Annotated in this window: 14 protein-coding genes; 9 read left to right on the top strand and 5 right to left on the bottom strand. The window is 39.5% G+C overall.

Translation table 11 applies throughout. The features are described from left to right. Positions 1-92: 92 nt before the first annotated feature. Both H0913_RS13610 and H0913_RS13605 read left to right on the top strand, forming a co-directional pair. Positions 93-521 carry a DUF2946 domain-containing protein gene (locus H0913_RS13610; protein WP_154638103.1) on the top strand — a complete coding sequence of 143 codons (429 nt, stop codon included), beginning with the start codon at positions 93-95 and terminating at the stop codon, positions 519-521. A gap of 181 nt (positions 522-702) precedes the next feature. Beyond that, positions 703-2,745, top strand: a complete 2,043-nt coding sequence (locus tag H0913_RS13605; RefSeq protein ID WP_154638104.1) for a TonB-dependent copper receptor — start codon at positions 703-705, stop codon at positions 2,743-2,745. A 54-nt stretch (positions 2,746-2,799) separates the two neighbouring features. Here the strand turns inward: H0913_RS13605 and H0913_RS13600 are convergent, their stop codons facing one another. Beyond that, positions 2,800-3,684 carry a helix-turn-helix domain-containing protein gene (locus tag H0913_RS13600; protein ID WP_181477429.1) on the bottom strand — a complete coding sequence of 295 codons (885 nt, stop codon included), beginning with the start codon at positions 3,682-3,684 and terminating at the stop codon, positions 2,800-2,802. A 962-nt stretch (positions 3,685-4,646) separates the two neighbouring features. Here H0913_RS13600 and H0913_RS13595 point away from each other — a divergent pair. After that, positions 4,647-4,901, top strand: a complete 255-nt coding sequence (locus H0913_RS13595) for a helix-turn-helix domain-containing protein (protein WP_154602492.1) — start codon at positions 4,647-4,649, stop codon at positions 4,899-4,901. A gap of 516 nt (positions 4,902-5,417) precedes the next feature. On the opposite strand, the gene H0913_RS13590 is transcribed toward H0913_RS13595, so the two are convergent. Together H0913_RS13590 and H0913_RS13585 are read right to left on the bottom strand one after the other, a co-directional pair. After that, complete coding sequence (locus H0913_RS13590; protein WP_154602493.1) at positions 5,418-6,059, bottom strand: NAD(P)-dependent oxidoreductase; 642 nt, start codon at positions 6,057-6,059, stop codon at positions 5,418-5,420. Between the two features lie 88 nt (positions 6,060-6,147). Beyond that, a complete protein-coding gene (locus H0913_RS13585; protein WP_154602494.1) occupies positions 6,148-6,783 on the bottom strand; it encodes a TetR/AcrR family transcriptional regulator in 636 nt (211 codons plus the stop codon). 104 nt (positions 6,784-6,887) lie between these two features. On the opposite strand from H0913_RS13585, the gene H0913_RS13580 reads away from it, so the two are divergent. Beyond that, positions 6,888-7,580, top strand: a complete 693-nt coding sequence (locus H0913_RS13580; protein ID WP_181477428.1) for a DAPG hydrolase family protein — start codon at positions 6,888-6,890, stop codon at positions 7,578-7,580. 84 nt (positions 7,581-7,664) lie between these two features. Here the strand turns inward: H0913_RS13580 and H0913_RS13575 are convergent, their stop codons facing one another. Continuing rightward, positions 7,665-8,642: an FUSC family protein gene (locus H0913_RS13575; RefSeq protein ID WP_154602496.1), complete on the bottom strand. Its 978-nt coding sequence runs from the start codon at positions 8,640-8,642 to the stop codon at positions 7,665-7,667. A 224-nt stretch (positions 8,643-8,866) separates the two neighbouring features. On the opposite strand from H0913_RS13575, the gene H0913_RS13570 reads away from it, so the two are divergent. Further along, positions 8,867-9,487, top strand: coding sequence for a malonate decarboxylase holo-ACP synthase (locus tag H0913_RS13570; protein WP_154602497.1), 621 nt, complete (start codon positions 8,867-8,869; stop codon positions 9,485-9,487). Positions 9,488-9,574: 87 nt separating this feature from the next. On the opposite strand, the gene H0913_RS13565 is transcribed toward H0913_RS13570, so the two are convergent. Beyond that, entirely contained in the window at positions 9,575-10,204 is a 630-nt protein-coding gene (locus H0913_RS13565; protein ID WP_181477427.1) for a glutathione S-transferase family protein, read from the bottom strand. Positions 10,205-10,637: 433 nt separating this feature from the next. Here H0913_RS13565 and H0913_RS13560 point away from each other — a divergent pair, with 433 nt between their 5' ends. The 4 genes from H0913_RS13560 (at position 10,638) to H0913_RS13545 (ending at position 14,105) form a co-directional block, all read left to right on the top strand. After that, the gene (locus tag H0913_RS13560) at positions 10,638-11,195 is read left to right on the top strand and encodes a cytochrome b (RefSeq protein ID WP_036952053.1); all 558 of its coding nucleotides are present in this window, start codon (positions 10,638-10,640) and stop codon (positions 11,193-11,195) included. Positions 11,196-11,208: 13 nt separating this feature from the next. Then, positions 11,209-11,787 carry a YceI family protein gene (locus H0913_RS13555; protein ID WP_036952050.1) on the top strand — a complete coding sequence of 193 codons (579 nt, stop codon included), beginning with the start codon at positions 11,209-11,211 and terminating at the stop codon, positions 11,785-11,787. 261 nt (positions 11,788-12,048) lie between these two features. Next, entirely contained in the window at positions 12,049-12,822 is a 774-nt protein-coding gene (locus H0913_RS13550) for a topoisomerase IV (RefSeq protein WP_154602499.1), read from the top strand. 203 nt (positions 12,823-13,025) lie between these two features. Next, positions 13,026-14,105 carry a linear amide C-N hydrolase gene (locus H0913_RS13545; protein ID WP_154602500.1) on the top strand — a complete coding sequence of 360 codons (1,080 nt, stop codon included), beginning with the start codon at positions 13,026-13,028 and terminating at the stop codon, positions 14,103-14,105. Positions 14,106-14,225 lie beyond the last annotated feature (120 nt).

Below are 14,225 nucleotides of genomic sequence, written 5' to 3'. Positions count from 1 at the left end.
GCTTAACAATAATGTCAAAAAACAATAACAATAAGTCTCTTATTACGATACAATCTGCGCCCATCTATAGGCTATGAAACACCGGAAAACCGTTGCATTTACGTCACGCGATTCGACAATTTGCCGCTTACCTTGCCTTACTCGCTGTCGCGATGCTGTTCGTTGCGCCATTGATTTCAAAATCAATGTCACATATGAACGACTGCTCAATGGGGCATGGGGAAATGGCGGAGCATTCGATGCAGCAGCATCACGAAATGCCATTGTCTGAACATTGCGAAGATGGCGGTGCGATGAACCATATGCTGATGACGGGAGTCGGGCAATCACCGATGGAAGACATCGCGTGTGGTTACTGCCAACTACTTGTTCACTTCCCATTTTTGATTTTATTTGTTGCTGCGGTGATCCGCCAATTAGCAACTCTCGCTATCTTTGTTCCTTTCGAACGTTGTATTCAATTACGAATTATCCGTCCTTGGTCATTACAGCTAGCTCGCGCACCACCCACATCCTATTGATTCTTATTTCTTTATTTAACGTAATTTAAAACTGTATTTTGTCTTCAATGGACAAAACCACTTCGTTTATCCTGAAATTGAGCTTCATTTTCAGGAGGCTAGGCTATTTTTAAAAAGAAGCCGAGTGGTTATTAATTCATTGAGCCAATAGCAGTAAGAAACAGATAAAAATAGGCTAAAAATGAACTCAATTAATTTTAAATTCGCACCTGTAACTGCGCTGGTGATTTCGGCTATCGCATCAACATCCGCTTTCGCTAAAGAAGAAAATCAAAGTTTAATTACCGATAGTTCGGTCATGATTGTCACGGCTCCTGTGGATTCGCCGTTAACTATTTCGACATCGCCGAAAACCCCAAGACAGCCAGTACCCGCGAGTGATGGCTCTGATTACTTGAAAACGATCCCCGGTTTCTCCCAAATCCGTAACGGTGGTACGAATGGTGACCCTGTTTTTCGTGGCATGTTTGGTTCCCGTCTTAAGATCATGACGAATGACAGTGAAATGTTGGGTGCGTGTCCTTCCCGTATGGATGCGCCGACGTCTTATATTTCACCGGAAAACTTTGATTTGCTCACCATGGTGAAAGGGCCACAAACCGTATTATGGGGGCCTGGAAATTCAGCGGGTACTGTGCGTTTTGAGCGTGAAAAACCTGTCTTTACGGAGGGCGGTATTCAAGGGAATGCGAGTGCATTGACAGCATCAAATCAGCGTTGGGATGCGAATGCGGATGTGAGTTTAGGAAATGAGAAAGGTTATGTACGCCTGACTGGCAATAAATCTCGTTCTAATGACTATAAAGATGGTAACGGAGATAAAGTACCGTCTAAATGGGATAAATGGAATGCGGACGTTGCAGTAGGCTGGACGCCAGATGAATATACATTACTCGAGCTCTCCGCAGGGAAAGGTGATGGTGAAGCGCGATACGCAGGACGAGGAATGGATGGCTCTCAATTCAAGCGTGAAAGCTTAGGATTACGTTTCGAGAAAAGCAATATCGGTGAGGTATTCGATAAAATCGAAGGGAACGTTTATTACAACTACGCCGACCATATTATGGATAACTACTCATTACGTAGCCCAACGAGCACAATGGGATCAGGCGGTGGGCATATGGGCGGTGGTCATGGCGGGCATGGCATGATGATGAATATGCCAATGAAAATGCGTGTTGACCGCGAGACGATGGGCGGCCGGGTCATGGGAACGTGGTTATGGAGTGATTATGAACTGCGCGCTGGGGCAGACATGCAGACCAATAAACACCGTAAAAACAGTAATAATAGCTGGAAAAAAGATGCCGAATTCCAAGATTATGGGGTATTCAGTGAGGTGACTTGGACGGCGAGTGAGCAAGGTAAAGTGATTGGCGGCGGGCGTTTAGACCGCGTATTAGTCGATAATTACACTGATGTAGGCTCTTCAGGCCGCAATACAGTTATGCCAGCGGGTTTCGTTCGCTATGAACATGCATTACCTGAAACGCCAGTGATGCTGTACGCCGGAGTGGGGTATACAGAAAGATTCCCAGATTATTGGGAGTTATTCTCGCCAAAAATGGGGCCGAACGGCAGTAAAAATGTTTTTGATAACGTGAAAACCGAGAAAACAACACAGTTAGATATTGGGGCGAAATACAGTGATGATAAGGCTAATGCATGGGTTTCTGCTTATGTCGGGCGCGTCGATGATTTTATTCTATTCCGCTATAGCCCAACTAACGCCAGAATGAGCCAAGTTGAAAACGTCAATGCGATGATTATGGGCGGTGAAATGGGCGTCGCTTATCAGCTGAGTGATGAATGGAAAGCGGATGCAAGCCTTGCATATTCGTGGGGGAAAAATAGAACTGATGGACGTGCACTGCCTCAAATGCCACCGTTGGAAAGCCGTTTAGGCTTAACGTGGGAGAAAGGTGATTGGACAACGACGGGGCTGGTACGCATGGTGAGTCGCCAAGATCGCGTAGCAATCAACGAAGGTAACGTTGTCGGAAAAGACTTCAGTGAGAGCGCGGGCTTTACGGTATTTTCGATGAATGCGGCATATCGCATCAATGAAAGTGTGAAACTGAGTGCGGGTGTCGATAACCTGTTTGATAAAACGTACAGCGAGCACTTGAACTTAGCAGGTAATAGCGGATTTGGTTATTCGTCCAATAGCCCTGTTAATGAGCCGGGTAGAACATTCTGGGGTAAATTGAACGTCACGTTCTAATCTATTTAGCACTGAATGAAGTTAACAACCCGTGTAAAAGCGGGTTGTTAGTTTTTAGGCAATCACAGGAATATAGTAATTCAGTTCTTGGATGTAGGTATGAGGGTGGTTAGTAAAATCCTCATAAGTTGGCGTTGATTTTAAAACATAATGTTCAATATCAGCCCCTAAACCGCGAGCAATATCCATCTCGGCCAGGACTTTTCCATAAGCGGTATAAATGATGTCGTTATAGTCAGTGCCTTGTAAATTACCGATAAATTTAATTTGCAAATAATTACCAGCGGGAACCATCAGTTTTTTAGTAAATGGTGGCATGACGTCAAGATCGTTTTCATCAAATGCAGTGGAATAGAGGAAGCGGCCTTCTTCATCTGAGCTTGTATCGACTCCGTGAATAGCATACAAGTTCTTGGCAACAATCTTGTTTTTATCTAAAAAGTTTTTCCAATACTGGCGTCGTAACTCTTCAGTTTTTAAGTTCCACTCGTTAATGCCTTGTGTGTAGCGATGAGTCATTCCCACTAAGTGGATCTCTTTTAATTCGACTAATTCCACGTGAGCTTCGAGTTCTTTACTTTCACGAAGAGGAAGGCAGAATCCTTCAATATGCCAGCCTGAGCGTTTACGATATTCTGAAGGCGTTACACCAAACTGTTTCTTGAATGCACGACAAAAAGTTTGTTGTGAATCAAAGCGATAGCGTAGTGAAATGTCCATGATACTATCGCTCGTTAAGCGTAAAGCAACAGCAGAACAGGATAAACGACGAGCACGAATATAAGCACCTAACGCGAGACCTGTTTGGGTTTTAAATAATCGTTGAAAGTGCCATTTAGTGTATCCAGATTTATCAGCAACGGTATCAAGGGAGAGCCGCGACTCTAAATATTGTTCTATCCAGAGAATGATTTCTCTGATAACACTTTCTTGTAGCATGGTTACCTTTCCAGTCACTTTTGCAACAGGCGTTATTTTAAGCGCCAAATCTGAGCATTAAAGTTAGATAAAACTCATCGTAATTGAACATAGGATAGCATGTCTACTGACAATTTTTTTATAAGCAATGTGAAGTTAGGTAAGTTTTAATCGGTTTTTTACACACTAAATGATGGTTAGTTAGCTTATTAAACAGAGATAACGTATTAGGAATACGCTGAATTTTTGATAGCCTACAACGCATTTTTTGTTAAATCAGTTGTTGTGCAAAGAAAATACTATTCATAAAAATAGAATAAAAGTGATTAACGAATGAATAGATTTAAAGCAAACATTCAATAGGTTACTCGATTCAGTTTGTGTGAGTATAATTCAATCATCATCCATTAATATTCATACTTTGTATGACAAAATGGATTATTTTGGAAAAGTTAAATAAATGATAAAAAATTATTCTGATAGTGATAGATGATTTAGTCAGTTATTATTATGATATAGCTTGTTGTTAAGTGAATAAGTCATTAGTAGATGATTTAAAATATAAGAATAAATTTAAGTATATAAACGTAAGCTATCATTATTTGAAAAAAGTTAAGATAATCCTTGATCATTGTTTTTGTGATTTTGTAATATAGCTCATGCCGTAGGTCATCATTAAATGAGTAATTAAATTTTACGTCATTAATTGATAGGCATAATAAGTAAATATACACAGGTATTAATCTGAATTTTATGTGATTACTATCACTCTTTTATTTTTATATTACATGGATTATTGGTTTTATTTGTAATTTAAATCAACCAATTGCAGTTTTAAGTGAAAAATATCTATTTATGAATGTCACTAAATGATGTGATGTATGTCGCATTTTATTAACGTAAGTCAATTAATTAAACTTGGTGTGATGATAATTTAGCTGCCCTCATAATTGGTATTCAATCTAATAGTAAAAGGAGTATTTATGAATGAAAATGAAATTGCGAAAAAGCTAGGGATTAAGATCCGTATGCAAAGAGAGAGTCATAAAATGAGTCTTCAGCAAGCGGCCGATTTAATTGGTGTTTCTGAAGATGAAATGAATCGTTTCGAGAGTGGAGAAAGCTGTATTGATGTTGATTCTCTTTTTCAATTTGCGTATTTATTTAACCTGGAACCTGCATCATTCTTATATGGTGTTGTGAACATAAATAGCGGCGCTCGAAGTACACTTCATTAATAATATCAGTATGTTATGTTCTTATTCATTTATTTTTTAAAGGTTAATTATCACTAGGAAAGTAAAAGATTTTCCATTTTCGACACCGTTTTGATAAAAGAGATTCCATGAATTTAATCGTCTGACCGGAAGAGATTATCTGTTTTACTATTATAGGTTGTTTCTTCCGGCTTAATACGCTGGTTTTAGATTATACCTGCATGCAATTTTTACACATAACAATTATCTATTATGAATAATCTCATAAAGCTTATCAAAATTATCAAATCTAAGAATTAAATAAAACTCCAGTCTCAATTTGAATTAATATCGCACAAAGTTAAATTATATTGATAGATAAATTTAAATTTATTTAAATAATAATAATCTTAGTTTAATCATTTATAAGTTAATGGTCATATTTTTATACGAGAATATACGAATATTTATTAAACGTTAATGATTGTATTACTTTTTATGTTAAACAAATAAATGGATACATTTAGTCATGATTTACTCATAATCCATTTGTTAGTATTAATAAGCAGCTGTAAACTGCTGACGAATAAATTGTGGCCGCTCTACCTCATCTAATATTGCCACGGCTAAATCCTGAACAGATATTTTTGCGGGGGTATTGCCGTTCATTAATAGCTGTTTTCCTCCAAGGCGAAATGTTTCTGTCCGCGCGCCATCTTCAAGCATTGCAGCAGGAGAAACAAACGTCCAATCTAAGCTATCGATTGATTCCAACGTCGTTTTAAATTCTTTGACAGCTTGAGCTCCGGGCCAGATATTGGCTGGAAAATCGGGGGAGTCGAGCAATAAAACACCTGGAGCGATTTCTAAGCTTCCAGCACCACCAACCACGATAAATCGTTTTATGCCTGCTTTTTTCACAGCCTCTAAGATTGCTTGATTACCTGCAACTGTATCACGGTACAGATTAGGGTTACTCCATCCACCATTAAATGCGCTAAGCACCACATCTTGACCTTTAAGCCGAGATGTTAGCCAAGCCACATCCGTAATATCTCCGGATTCAGTAATTAAATGAGCATGTTGAGGAAGCTGATTGCTGTGACGAGAAATCGCAGTGACTTGATGATGACGCATTAAGGCTTCAGAAACCAATGCTTTACCGACAAAACCAGTCGCTCCTAGGATCGATATTTTCATGTTTAGCTCCAGCTGCCTTTTCATTTGTCAGGTTTAATGAATGTTAATGAAAGTATAGAGCATGAAAATTTATTTGGTTGTTTTTTATCTAAACTCGAGAGCGACAAAAATCAATCACATGGGCGATCCTTTGCTGAAATTCGGGTGTCAGGCCAGCAGGGGAAAGCCCTAATGAAATTTGCCGTAATGGTTCAGCTATTGCCATAGAGAGGATCAAATCGCTGATAACGGCAAAATCATGCTGTTGGATAATTTCGTCTTGCGCATGGCGGGTTAGCCATTGATTGAGTAATTGGCGACTGCGCTCAATACCGTTTTGTTGGTATTTTTCTAAGAGCAATTCTTTGTGTACAAAATCTGTTTGTAATAAGCGATAAAGCCCAACGGCTTCTTGGGAAAGAACAGTTTTTGCGACAATTTCTAAGTTATTTTGCAATAGGCTAAATAGCTCATCGCGGGTCGTAGCTTTTTGTTCAAACAATGGCACAAAGCTATCTGTCCAATTGAGTACCACTCTTTCAACAAGCTCTTCACGATTTTCCATAAAACGATAAATGGTTTTTTTAGCTACACCAGCACGTTTTGCCACATTATCAATACTGGTGAGTTGGTATCCATCTTCAAGTAGTGAATTCAGCGCTGCATTCATGATTTTTTCTTTGAGAAGCGCCTCAGGAATACTTGGACGACCTCGAGTTGGTTTCTTCTCGCTGCTGTTTGACATAAATGGCTTACCTCATTTTGCTATCTTGACTTTTTTTCATTTTAGCTCAAAACTAATTAGGAAACAAAATAAGTTTCCAAAATAACTAAGATAGGTAGGTCATCATGAAAACAAATCAAGCATGGGCAGTTAACGACATACATCAATTGCTACTTCCACATCCGTTACGCATGGAAATGGGTATTGAGCGTGATGAGAATGGGTTATTAACAGTCGCGGTTCGGACGGATTTGCATGGCTGTAAAGGCCGAATGCTCGCGTGGTGGTTTACCTTTTTTGAAACCACTCAACATATCCACTGGTGGCATCCCCATGATCATGTTGCTCATCACGGTTGGGATGATAAATGGCAAAAAGGGGAGAGTTTTATTGGCGCTTCCATCCATGCAGTTGAATCTCTCGGCGCGATCCCACCAGTGGCAGCGAAGCTAAAATTTAGAGATCCAACGGATTTTTTTGAAACTTCAGCTTATGAAAAAGCCATCAAAGAGGGGCATATTTCCGGTGCAGTTTGCTCTTCGATTGGCTTTGGTGAGCATATTGAAATGGATGCTGAGGGTTATCCTACTGATGGGAAAATGATGCATCTAGCGCGCGACACTGAGTTTGGTTGTGTATTACGTAGCCGTTTCTTGCTAGGCGCATCTCTTGAAGATCCAGGTACACAGCTGCCCGATGAAATTGGATTAGAGTTAATGCGTCACTGCTATAACGAATTTACCTATTTGTCTCGTTTCTTGCCGTCGTTGTATTACGGCGAGCACGCGAATGGGGAAAGTGCGCCATTACCATGGTGAGCTCGTGTAGAGCTTCAGCGAGATATCAACATAATTAAAATATAAACAAAGTCTGGATGGTTAGCGCTATACCTCCGAATAGTGTTAGCTTTCTGGGCTTTTTTCTCTAAATAGTTTCAAGATAATACTGGTAATGATAGCGATAGCTCCACCTAAGGCAGTTTCAAGAACGCGATCAAACAATAATGTATAAACAGGGTGACGCCAATAAACCACTTGTTCAAGAACCGAGAGTATTAGGCTGGTGACGACAAAAGTCATAAAGGTATAGCCGTGATGAAAGCTCATTGGCAGCAAAAAGGCGAAAACTAAAATAGCCACTAGACCAATATAAGGCATCAACGGGGTATTAAATAATAAGAATAGGAATAACACGGAAATTAAACTACCCGCCACCCGTTGAAGCGTAATGCGCACAATACTTTCAGATTTTGGATGCAATACAAACACGAAAGTCAGTAGTGTCCAATAAAAATGTCCTAGGTCTACCATCCGGGGGATAGCCAAAGTTAATAGTAATCCAATGGTATAGGTCATTGACCGTGGAATAATATTTTTACGTAGAGTAAATAGATTTTTTTCCACAGTAAGTGGCGTAATAATGGAATGGCGAGTCATTTTGTGGCTGAGAAAATAATAGGTGAGCAAGGTGACGCCACTGCCAATTAAAAAACCTAAGGTCAGGCTTTTCGATACTTCAGGCAAGATTGTGCCAATAGTGGACATGATAATCATGAATTTCATGGTTAAGTCCATGATCGGATCTGTGCCATAGAGCTGATAATAGATAAATGAGAATATAGCCAGATAAATATAAAACCCAGTCCCCAAGCGTAGCGTATCGCCAATATAGATAGCGACTAAAATCATGGATAGCCAAAAAGCGGTATAGAGGTAATTTTTATATTCTTTAGCGGCGTTAAATAGGTTAAATGAGTAGAGTGTCGAAAATGCTGCCCACATGGCGGCCTGAACGTTGATCAGTGCGAGTGCGGTGAGGGCACTTAAAACTAAGCAGCTGCTGAACAGTATTCCGTCATGGATAGCAGGGATTTTCTTCATATTATGATGCTCAAAATTCGTTATCTAACTCTTTCATTATTAAGAGTATTCTATGATAACATATTGCTATTTGAAGACAAATTTCCTCCATCAATAACCTATGAATCTTTGTTTTTGATGGGATAAATAAAGATGTTGATTATGCGTGAATGTATTCATCTATCTGAAAAAATGCATAATAGCGCAGAACGAGAGCAATTTGTCGTCATGATAAGGAAGAATAAATGCAAATAATTAATCCCCATGATTTTGTTTGGGTTGGTAGTAATAACGATGTCCCTCTTGATACTCTGCCGGAATGGGTTCAAACGCAGTGGAACAGTAAACTACCCCTTATTGTGCACCGAGAAAAAGCCGGTGAAAGCCAATTAACCGTGGCTATTCGTGGTATTAAGCCCCATCAGCGTGTGACGACCCAAATTTCAAAATCGGCCATTACGCACATTATGAATGTGGAATCTTTAGTGTCGAATTCCATTGAATTGCAACGTTCGATGTTTATTGCGTTACCGCCTATCCAAGTTTTGTTACTAATTTCTCAGCACAATTGGCCTTGGAAATGGGGTGTGACGGGTAGCTGCGCTTATACATTGGCGACGGATATTCAAAGTATGCTGACAGATTGCGACCTAGATGTTGTGATCCGCTGCCCAACTCGACAGCAAAAAGAAGATTTTGCGCAATTTGCGATTAAAGCGAATACGCCATATTGCCCAATTGACATTCATGTGGAAACACCGAAAGGCGGATTTTCTTTAGCGGAATGGTTTAAAAATGACCAAGTGACGCTGCACACCCCAACGGGGGATGTGATGACTGCTGATCCTTGGGATGAAAGCCTCTAGGTGATTTGTGACTGAAATAAGCAGTTTGGGTCTATTTCTTGCTCAAACTGCTCAAAAATTAATTTTGATGCTCGTACAGGTGTTTTTTTAGTGTTCGATAGACGGCTCGATTTCTGCAGCACGTTTCCACTCTTGCATCGCCGGTAATGCAATAATGCGTTCAATCCATTGTTGAGCGTGTTCATTGACTTTTAATTGGTAGCTCTGAATGCGAAATGCTACTGGTGCAAAAAATGCATCGACGGCAGTAAAGTGTTTTCCTGCTAACCAAGGCCCTTCAAACTTATCAAAACCTTCCTGCCATAATTGCTGAATACGATTTAGGTTGCCTTGCAGTTCATGGGAAATTTCAGTGAGAGCCTCATTTCTTGTCACATTCATCGGGCACTGTTGGCGTAGTGCAGTAAAACCTGCGTGCATTTCAGCGCTCGCGCAGCGAGCCCAGGCTCTCGCTGATTTTTCAGTGGGCCAAACTTGAGGGAAATCTTCGGCAACATATTCACAAATTGCCAAAGAGTCCCAAATGGTTTTATCACCATCAATCAGGCATGGCACTAGGCCTGAAGGTGAAAAACGGCTAAATTTTTCATGGCTACTTTTACCATTTTCGAAGAAGCAAATATTCTCTTCAAAAGGGATTTGCAATGCTTTTAACAAGATCCAAGGTCTTAGAGACCATGAGGAGTAATTTTTATTGGCAATCCATAATGTATACATACGCTAGCCTCTAAGAATAAAGAAAAAACAACCTATAGACAGAGTATCAATTTAGCAGGAATAGAGAAAATTAGGTTAATTTATTCGTTGAAATAAAAATCTTGCCTACCTATTTTAGAAAAGCTGAACTACATTTATAACAAATTCATCTATCATATTATGATGAGCAATAAGAAAATCAGCAGATTAAATAATCACGGACGTTATTAGGTGTAATCTATTTACATAAACAGAAGATTCTTTATTAAAGGTTTACGCTTGTAATAAGAAAAATAGAATTCACCTATTTTTCATTATGATGATGATACTATTTGAATATCTTCGACAAAATATTTGTTTAACTTTGGGATAGGAATAAAGCCAGATTAACCTTATGATTATTCCTACTTGGTAAAACAAGTAATTACCTTTAAAACTATATGGTTTTTAAACTATGCAATGGAAAAATAACGCCACTCGTTATGGGCATCTTTCGCTGCTCATTCATTGGTTGGTCGCAATTGTCGTATATGGAATGTTTGCATTAGGCTTATGGATGGTGTCATTAGGCTATTATGACACCTGGTACCATCAAGCTCCTGAAATACATAAAAGCATAGGAATGTTGCTATTCTTTATCATGCTTTTTCGTGTGGTTTGGCGATTTATTTCTCCACCACCTAAGCCGTTATCGAGCTATAGCAAATTAACGAAATTTGCTTCAATTACGGTTCAGCTTTTAATTTATATTATTTTATTCTCTATTTTGATCAGCGGTTATTTAATTTCAACTGCGGATGGACAAGCAATAAGTGTATTTGGTTGGTTTGAAGTGCCTGCATTATTTACAGGTGCAGCAGAACAAGCGGATACAGCAGGTGAAATTCACCTTTATTTAGCTTGGGCTGTTGTTTTGTTATCTGTTTTGCATGCATTTGCAGCTTTAAAACACCATTTCTTTGATGGTGATATTACTTTAAAAAGAATGTTGGGTTTTAATCCCGATAAATAACGTGGAGAGAGTTATGTTGAAGAAATCTATTTTAGGTCTTGCTGCGGGTACTTTATTATTATCAGCAGGATCTGCACTGGCAGAAAACTATCAATTTGATAAACAAGGCCAACACGGTTTTATTGAGTTTCGTATCCAGCATTTAGGCTACAGCTGGTTATACGGTAGCTTTAAAGATTTTGATGGTAACTTTACTTACGACGCGAAAGATCCGGCGAAAGATAAAGTTGAAGTGACGATTAAAACTGGCAGCATCGACACTAACCACGCAGAGCGTGATAAGCATTTACGTAGTCCAGATTTCTTAAATGCAGCAAAATTCCCAGAAGCGAAATTTGTTTCTACAGAAGTGAAAAAAGAGGGTGATAAATACCTCGTAACGGGGGACTTCACCTTAAACGGCGTGACGAAACCAATCACTTTAGATGCGAAATTAACGGGTGAAGGTAAAGATCCTTGGGGTGGCTACCGCGCAGGCTTCGAAGCGAAAGGGAACATTAAACTGAAAGAGTTTAATATCAAATCTGATTTAGGCCCTAAATCTCAAGAAGTTGAATTAATGCTGTCTGTTGAAGGTGTTCAAGTTAAGTAATTCGTATTTTTGAAATACTTTCCTTCGATTTTTCAAAACTGCAGAGACATGAAATATGTGTCTGCGGTTTTTTCATTCTAAATACTCATTAGAACTGTTAATTTTCTGCTTTTTTCTTCGCATTTACTCTTATTCCTATAGCGATATATCCGCATTCACGACTAGAATAATGATAAGAGTTTATTATTGAGTATTGGTTTTTTGACTTTTGTTGTTAACAACAAATTGTTAAAAGACAGATTGTTAAAAGGCAGATTCACTTTGAATACAAACAGTTCACGCAAAATCGCAGTAGTCGTTAGCATCATTTTTATTATCTTTGCGCTGGGTTTTTACTGGTTAAGTAAAGACAACAACGTACTATCGACGGAAAGTAATAGCGAAATTCATTCAGAGGCCATTGCTCAAGTTGAAAAAGAACTGCCGATTTTAGTCACGATTAAAAAATTAAGCCCTGTCACTTACCAGAGCTTCGAGCCTTTAATGTCTCAATATGATCCAGCTAATGAAGATTTACGTCGTCAATTATTGGATCAGGTTGTGAGCCAATCAATGAAGCTGGTCGTTGAGCGTATGCCTTATGCCTCCGATGAAACAGTGATTAATTTTGTCGCTAAAGTGAACGACAATATCAAATCATTGTTAGAGCAAGATCCATCAGGAAAAATGTGTTACGACGCGCTATTCCCTCAGTTAAGGGATCCTGCGGATGTCATTCCGCCACAAAAAAGCCAAGATGTCTTATTAAAACAAGTGAGTGCGATCGATGCTTTGTTGATTTCCAGCGAAGCTAGCGAGAAGCGTACCTCGTTATCTGAAGAAGAGTATCAGGCATTAATGGACTCTCTGAGAATCAAATTAACGGAAAAATACGGGAATGACGTCACCATGCTGATTGATGTGAAGGCTGGAAAAAAATCACCTGCAACAGTTTGCCAAATTTCGATTAGCTTGTATGACTCCGCACTGAATATTCCTGACAATCAGAAAAAAGCGGCATTATTACGCTCATGGTTTTCTGCAAAGAAAAAATAATAGCGGGCTGCTAATCCATTTCTTTAATAGGATTAACTCACTGGAAAACGTAAACAGTTTGATTGAGTTAATCCTTGTTGCATTTTGTTTCAATATCCATCCTCTAAAAACACGCTGAAAACGATATACTGTCTAATATAAATAATAGTTATTTATTCGCGCAGCTTATCTGCGCTACTTATTCAATACCCCTTGGAGGCAAGATGCGATTTGTGAAGAAAAGCATTGTTACGCTCTTAACCATCGCTGCAATTTATGTTCCTGCCATGGTTTCTCAGGCTTGTACCCGCGTTGTTTATCTCGGGGAAGACCAACAAATCATGACCGGTAGAACCATGGATTGGAAATATGATGTGGGTACCAATTTATGGATTTTCCCGCGAGGCATGGAACGAAATGGCGCGGCAGGGCCACAATCACTCAAATGGAAATCCAAATACGGTAGCGTGATAGCGTCAGGTTACGATATTTCTACGACAGATGGCGTTAATGAAAAAGGGTTAGTAGCAAACTTACTCTGGCTTGCAGAATCGAAATATCCTGAGTTAGATAATAAAAAGCCCGCACTGTCTATTTCGCTATGGGCGCAATATATGCTGGACAACTATGCCACGGTTGAAGAAGCCGTTGCCGCATTAGAAAAAACGCCATTGATAGTCGCGACTGACAAGGTTCCGGGACAAAATCGCTTAGCGACTCTGCATTTATCGCTGTCTGATGCGAGCGGTGATAGCGCGATTATCGAATATATCGATGGCAAACAAGTCATTCATCATAGCCGTAAATATCAAGTCATGACTAACTCACCAGCTTATGAAAAGCAGTTAGCGATGCAAGAGTATTGGCAAGGTATTGGTGGCACGGTAATGCTACCGGGAACCAACCGCTCAGCGGATCGTTTCGCACGAGCGCAGTTCTACATCAATGCTATCCCACAAAAAACGACGCCAAATAAAGCAGTTGCCAGTGTGTTTGGGGTGATCCGAAATGTGTCCGTCCCCTACGGTTTAACATCGGAAACGTCTCCTGAGATCTCTTCTACCCGTTGGCGTACACTGGTTGACAGCAAGCGTCAACTCTATTTCTTTGAATCTGCTTTAACGCCAAATATTTTTTGGACGGATCTAAAGAAAATTGATTTTTCCAATGAAACCGGAAAAGTGAAAAAACTAGATCTCGGTGAAGAGCAAAGCCATATCTATTCGGGTGATGCGACTGCGCAATATGTGGATACCAAACCGTTTGAATTTTTAGGGCTGAGTGCAGAGCAGCTGGGTTACTAAGTTTTTAAAACCAAGTTTTTAAAACCAAGTTTCTAAGTCCAAGATTCCGAATTCAACCTCCTGTGCGCAGGAGGTTGATGCACATCAACTCATTCATTTTCTATCTATGAAAACGTTGCA

Source organism: Providencia rettgeri (assembly GCF_013702265.1).
Lineage (GTDB): Bacteria > Pseudomonadota > Gammaproteobacteria > Enterobacterales > Enterobacteriaceae > Providencia > Providencia zhijiangensis.
Note: the sequence above shows the minus strand (reverse complement) of the source record. Positions and strands in the feature narration are given on the sequence as shown.

Coding starts and splice junctions, on each gene's coding strand:
- H0913_RS13605 (WP_154638104.1), top strand. CDS start 703: ATGAACTCAATTAATTTTAAATTCGCACCTGTAACTGCGCTGGTGATT.
- H0913_RS13600 (WP_181477429.1), bottom strand. CDS start 3,684: ATGCTACAAGAAAGTGTTATCAGAGAAATCATTCTCTGGATAGAACAA.
- H0913_RS13595 (WP_154602492.1), top strand. CDS start 4,647: ATGAATGAAAATGAAATTGCGAAAAAGCTAGGGATTAAGATCCGTATG.
- H0913_RS13590 (WP_154602493.1), bottom strand. CDS start 6,059: ATGAAAATATCGATCCTAGGAGCGACTGGTTTTGTCGGTAAAGCATTG.
- H0913_RS13585 (WP_154602494.1), bottom strand. CDS start 6,783: ATGTCAAACAGCAGCGAGAAGAAACCAACTCGAGGTCGTCCAAGTATT.
- H0913_RS13580 (WP_181477428.1), top strand. CDS start 6,888: ATGAAAACAAATCAAGCATGGGCAGTTAACGACATACATCAATTGCTA.
- H0913_RS13575 (WP_154602496.1), bottom strand. CDS start 8,642: ATGAAGAAAATCCCTGCTATCCATGACGGAATACTGTTCAGCAGCTGC.
- H0913_RS13570 (WP_154602497.1), top strand. CDS start 8,867: ATGCAAATAATTAATCCCCATGATTTTGTTTGGGTTGGTAGTAATAAC.
- H0913_RS13565 (WP_181477427.1), bottom strand. CDS start 10,204: ATGTATACATTATGGATTGCCAATAAAAATTACTCCTCATGGTCTCTA.
- H0913_RS13560 (WP_036952053.1), top strand. CDS start 10,638: ATGCAATGGAAAAATAACGCCACTCGTTATGGGCATCTTTCGCTGCTC.
- H0913_RS13555 (WP_036952050.1), top strand. CDS start 11,209: ATGTTGAAGAAATCTATTTTAGGTCTTGCTGCGGGTACTTTATTATTA.
- H0913_RS13545 (WP_154602500.1), top strand. CDS start 13,026: ATGCGATTTGTGAAGAAAAGCATTGTTACGCTCTTAACCATCGCTGCA.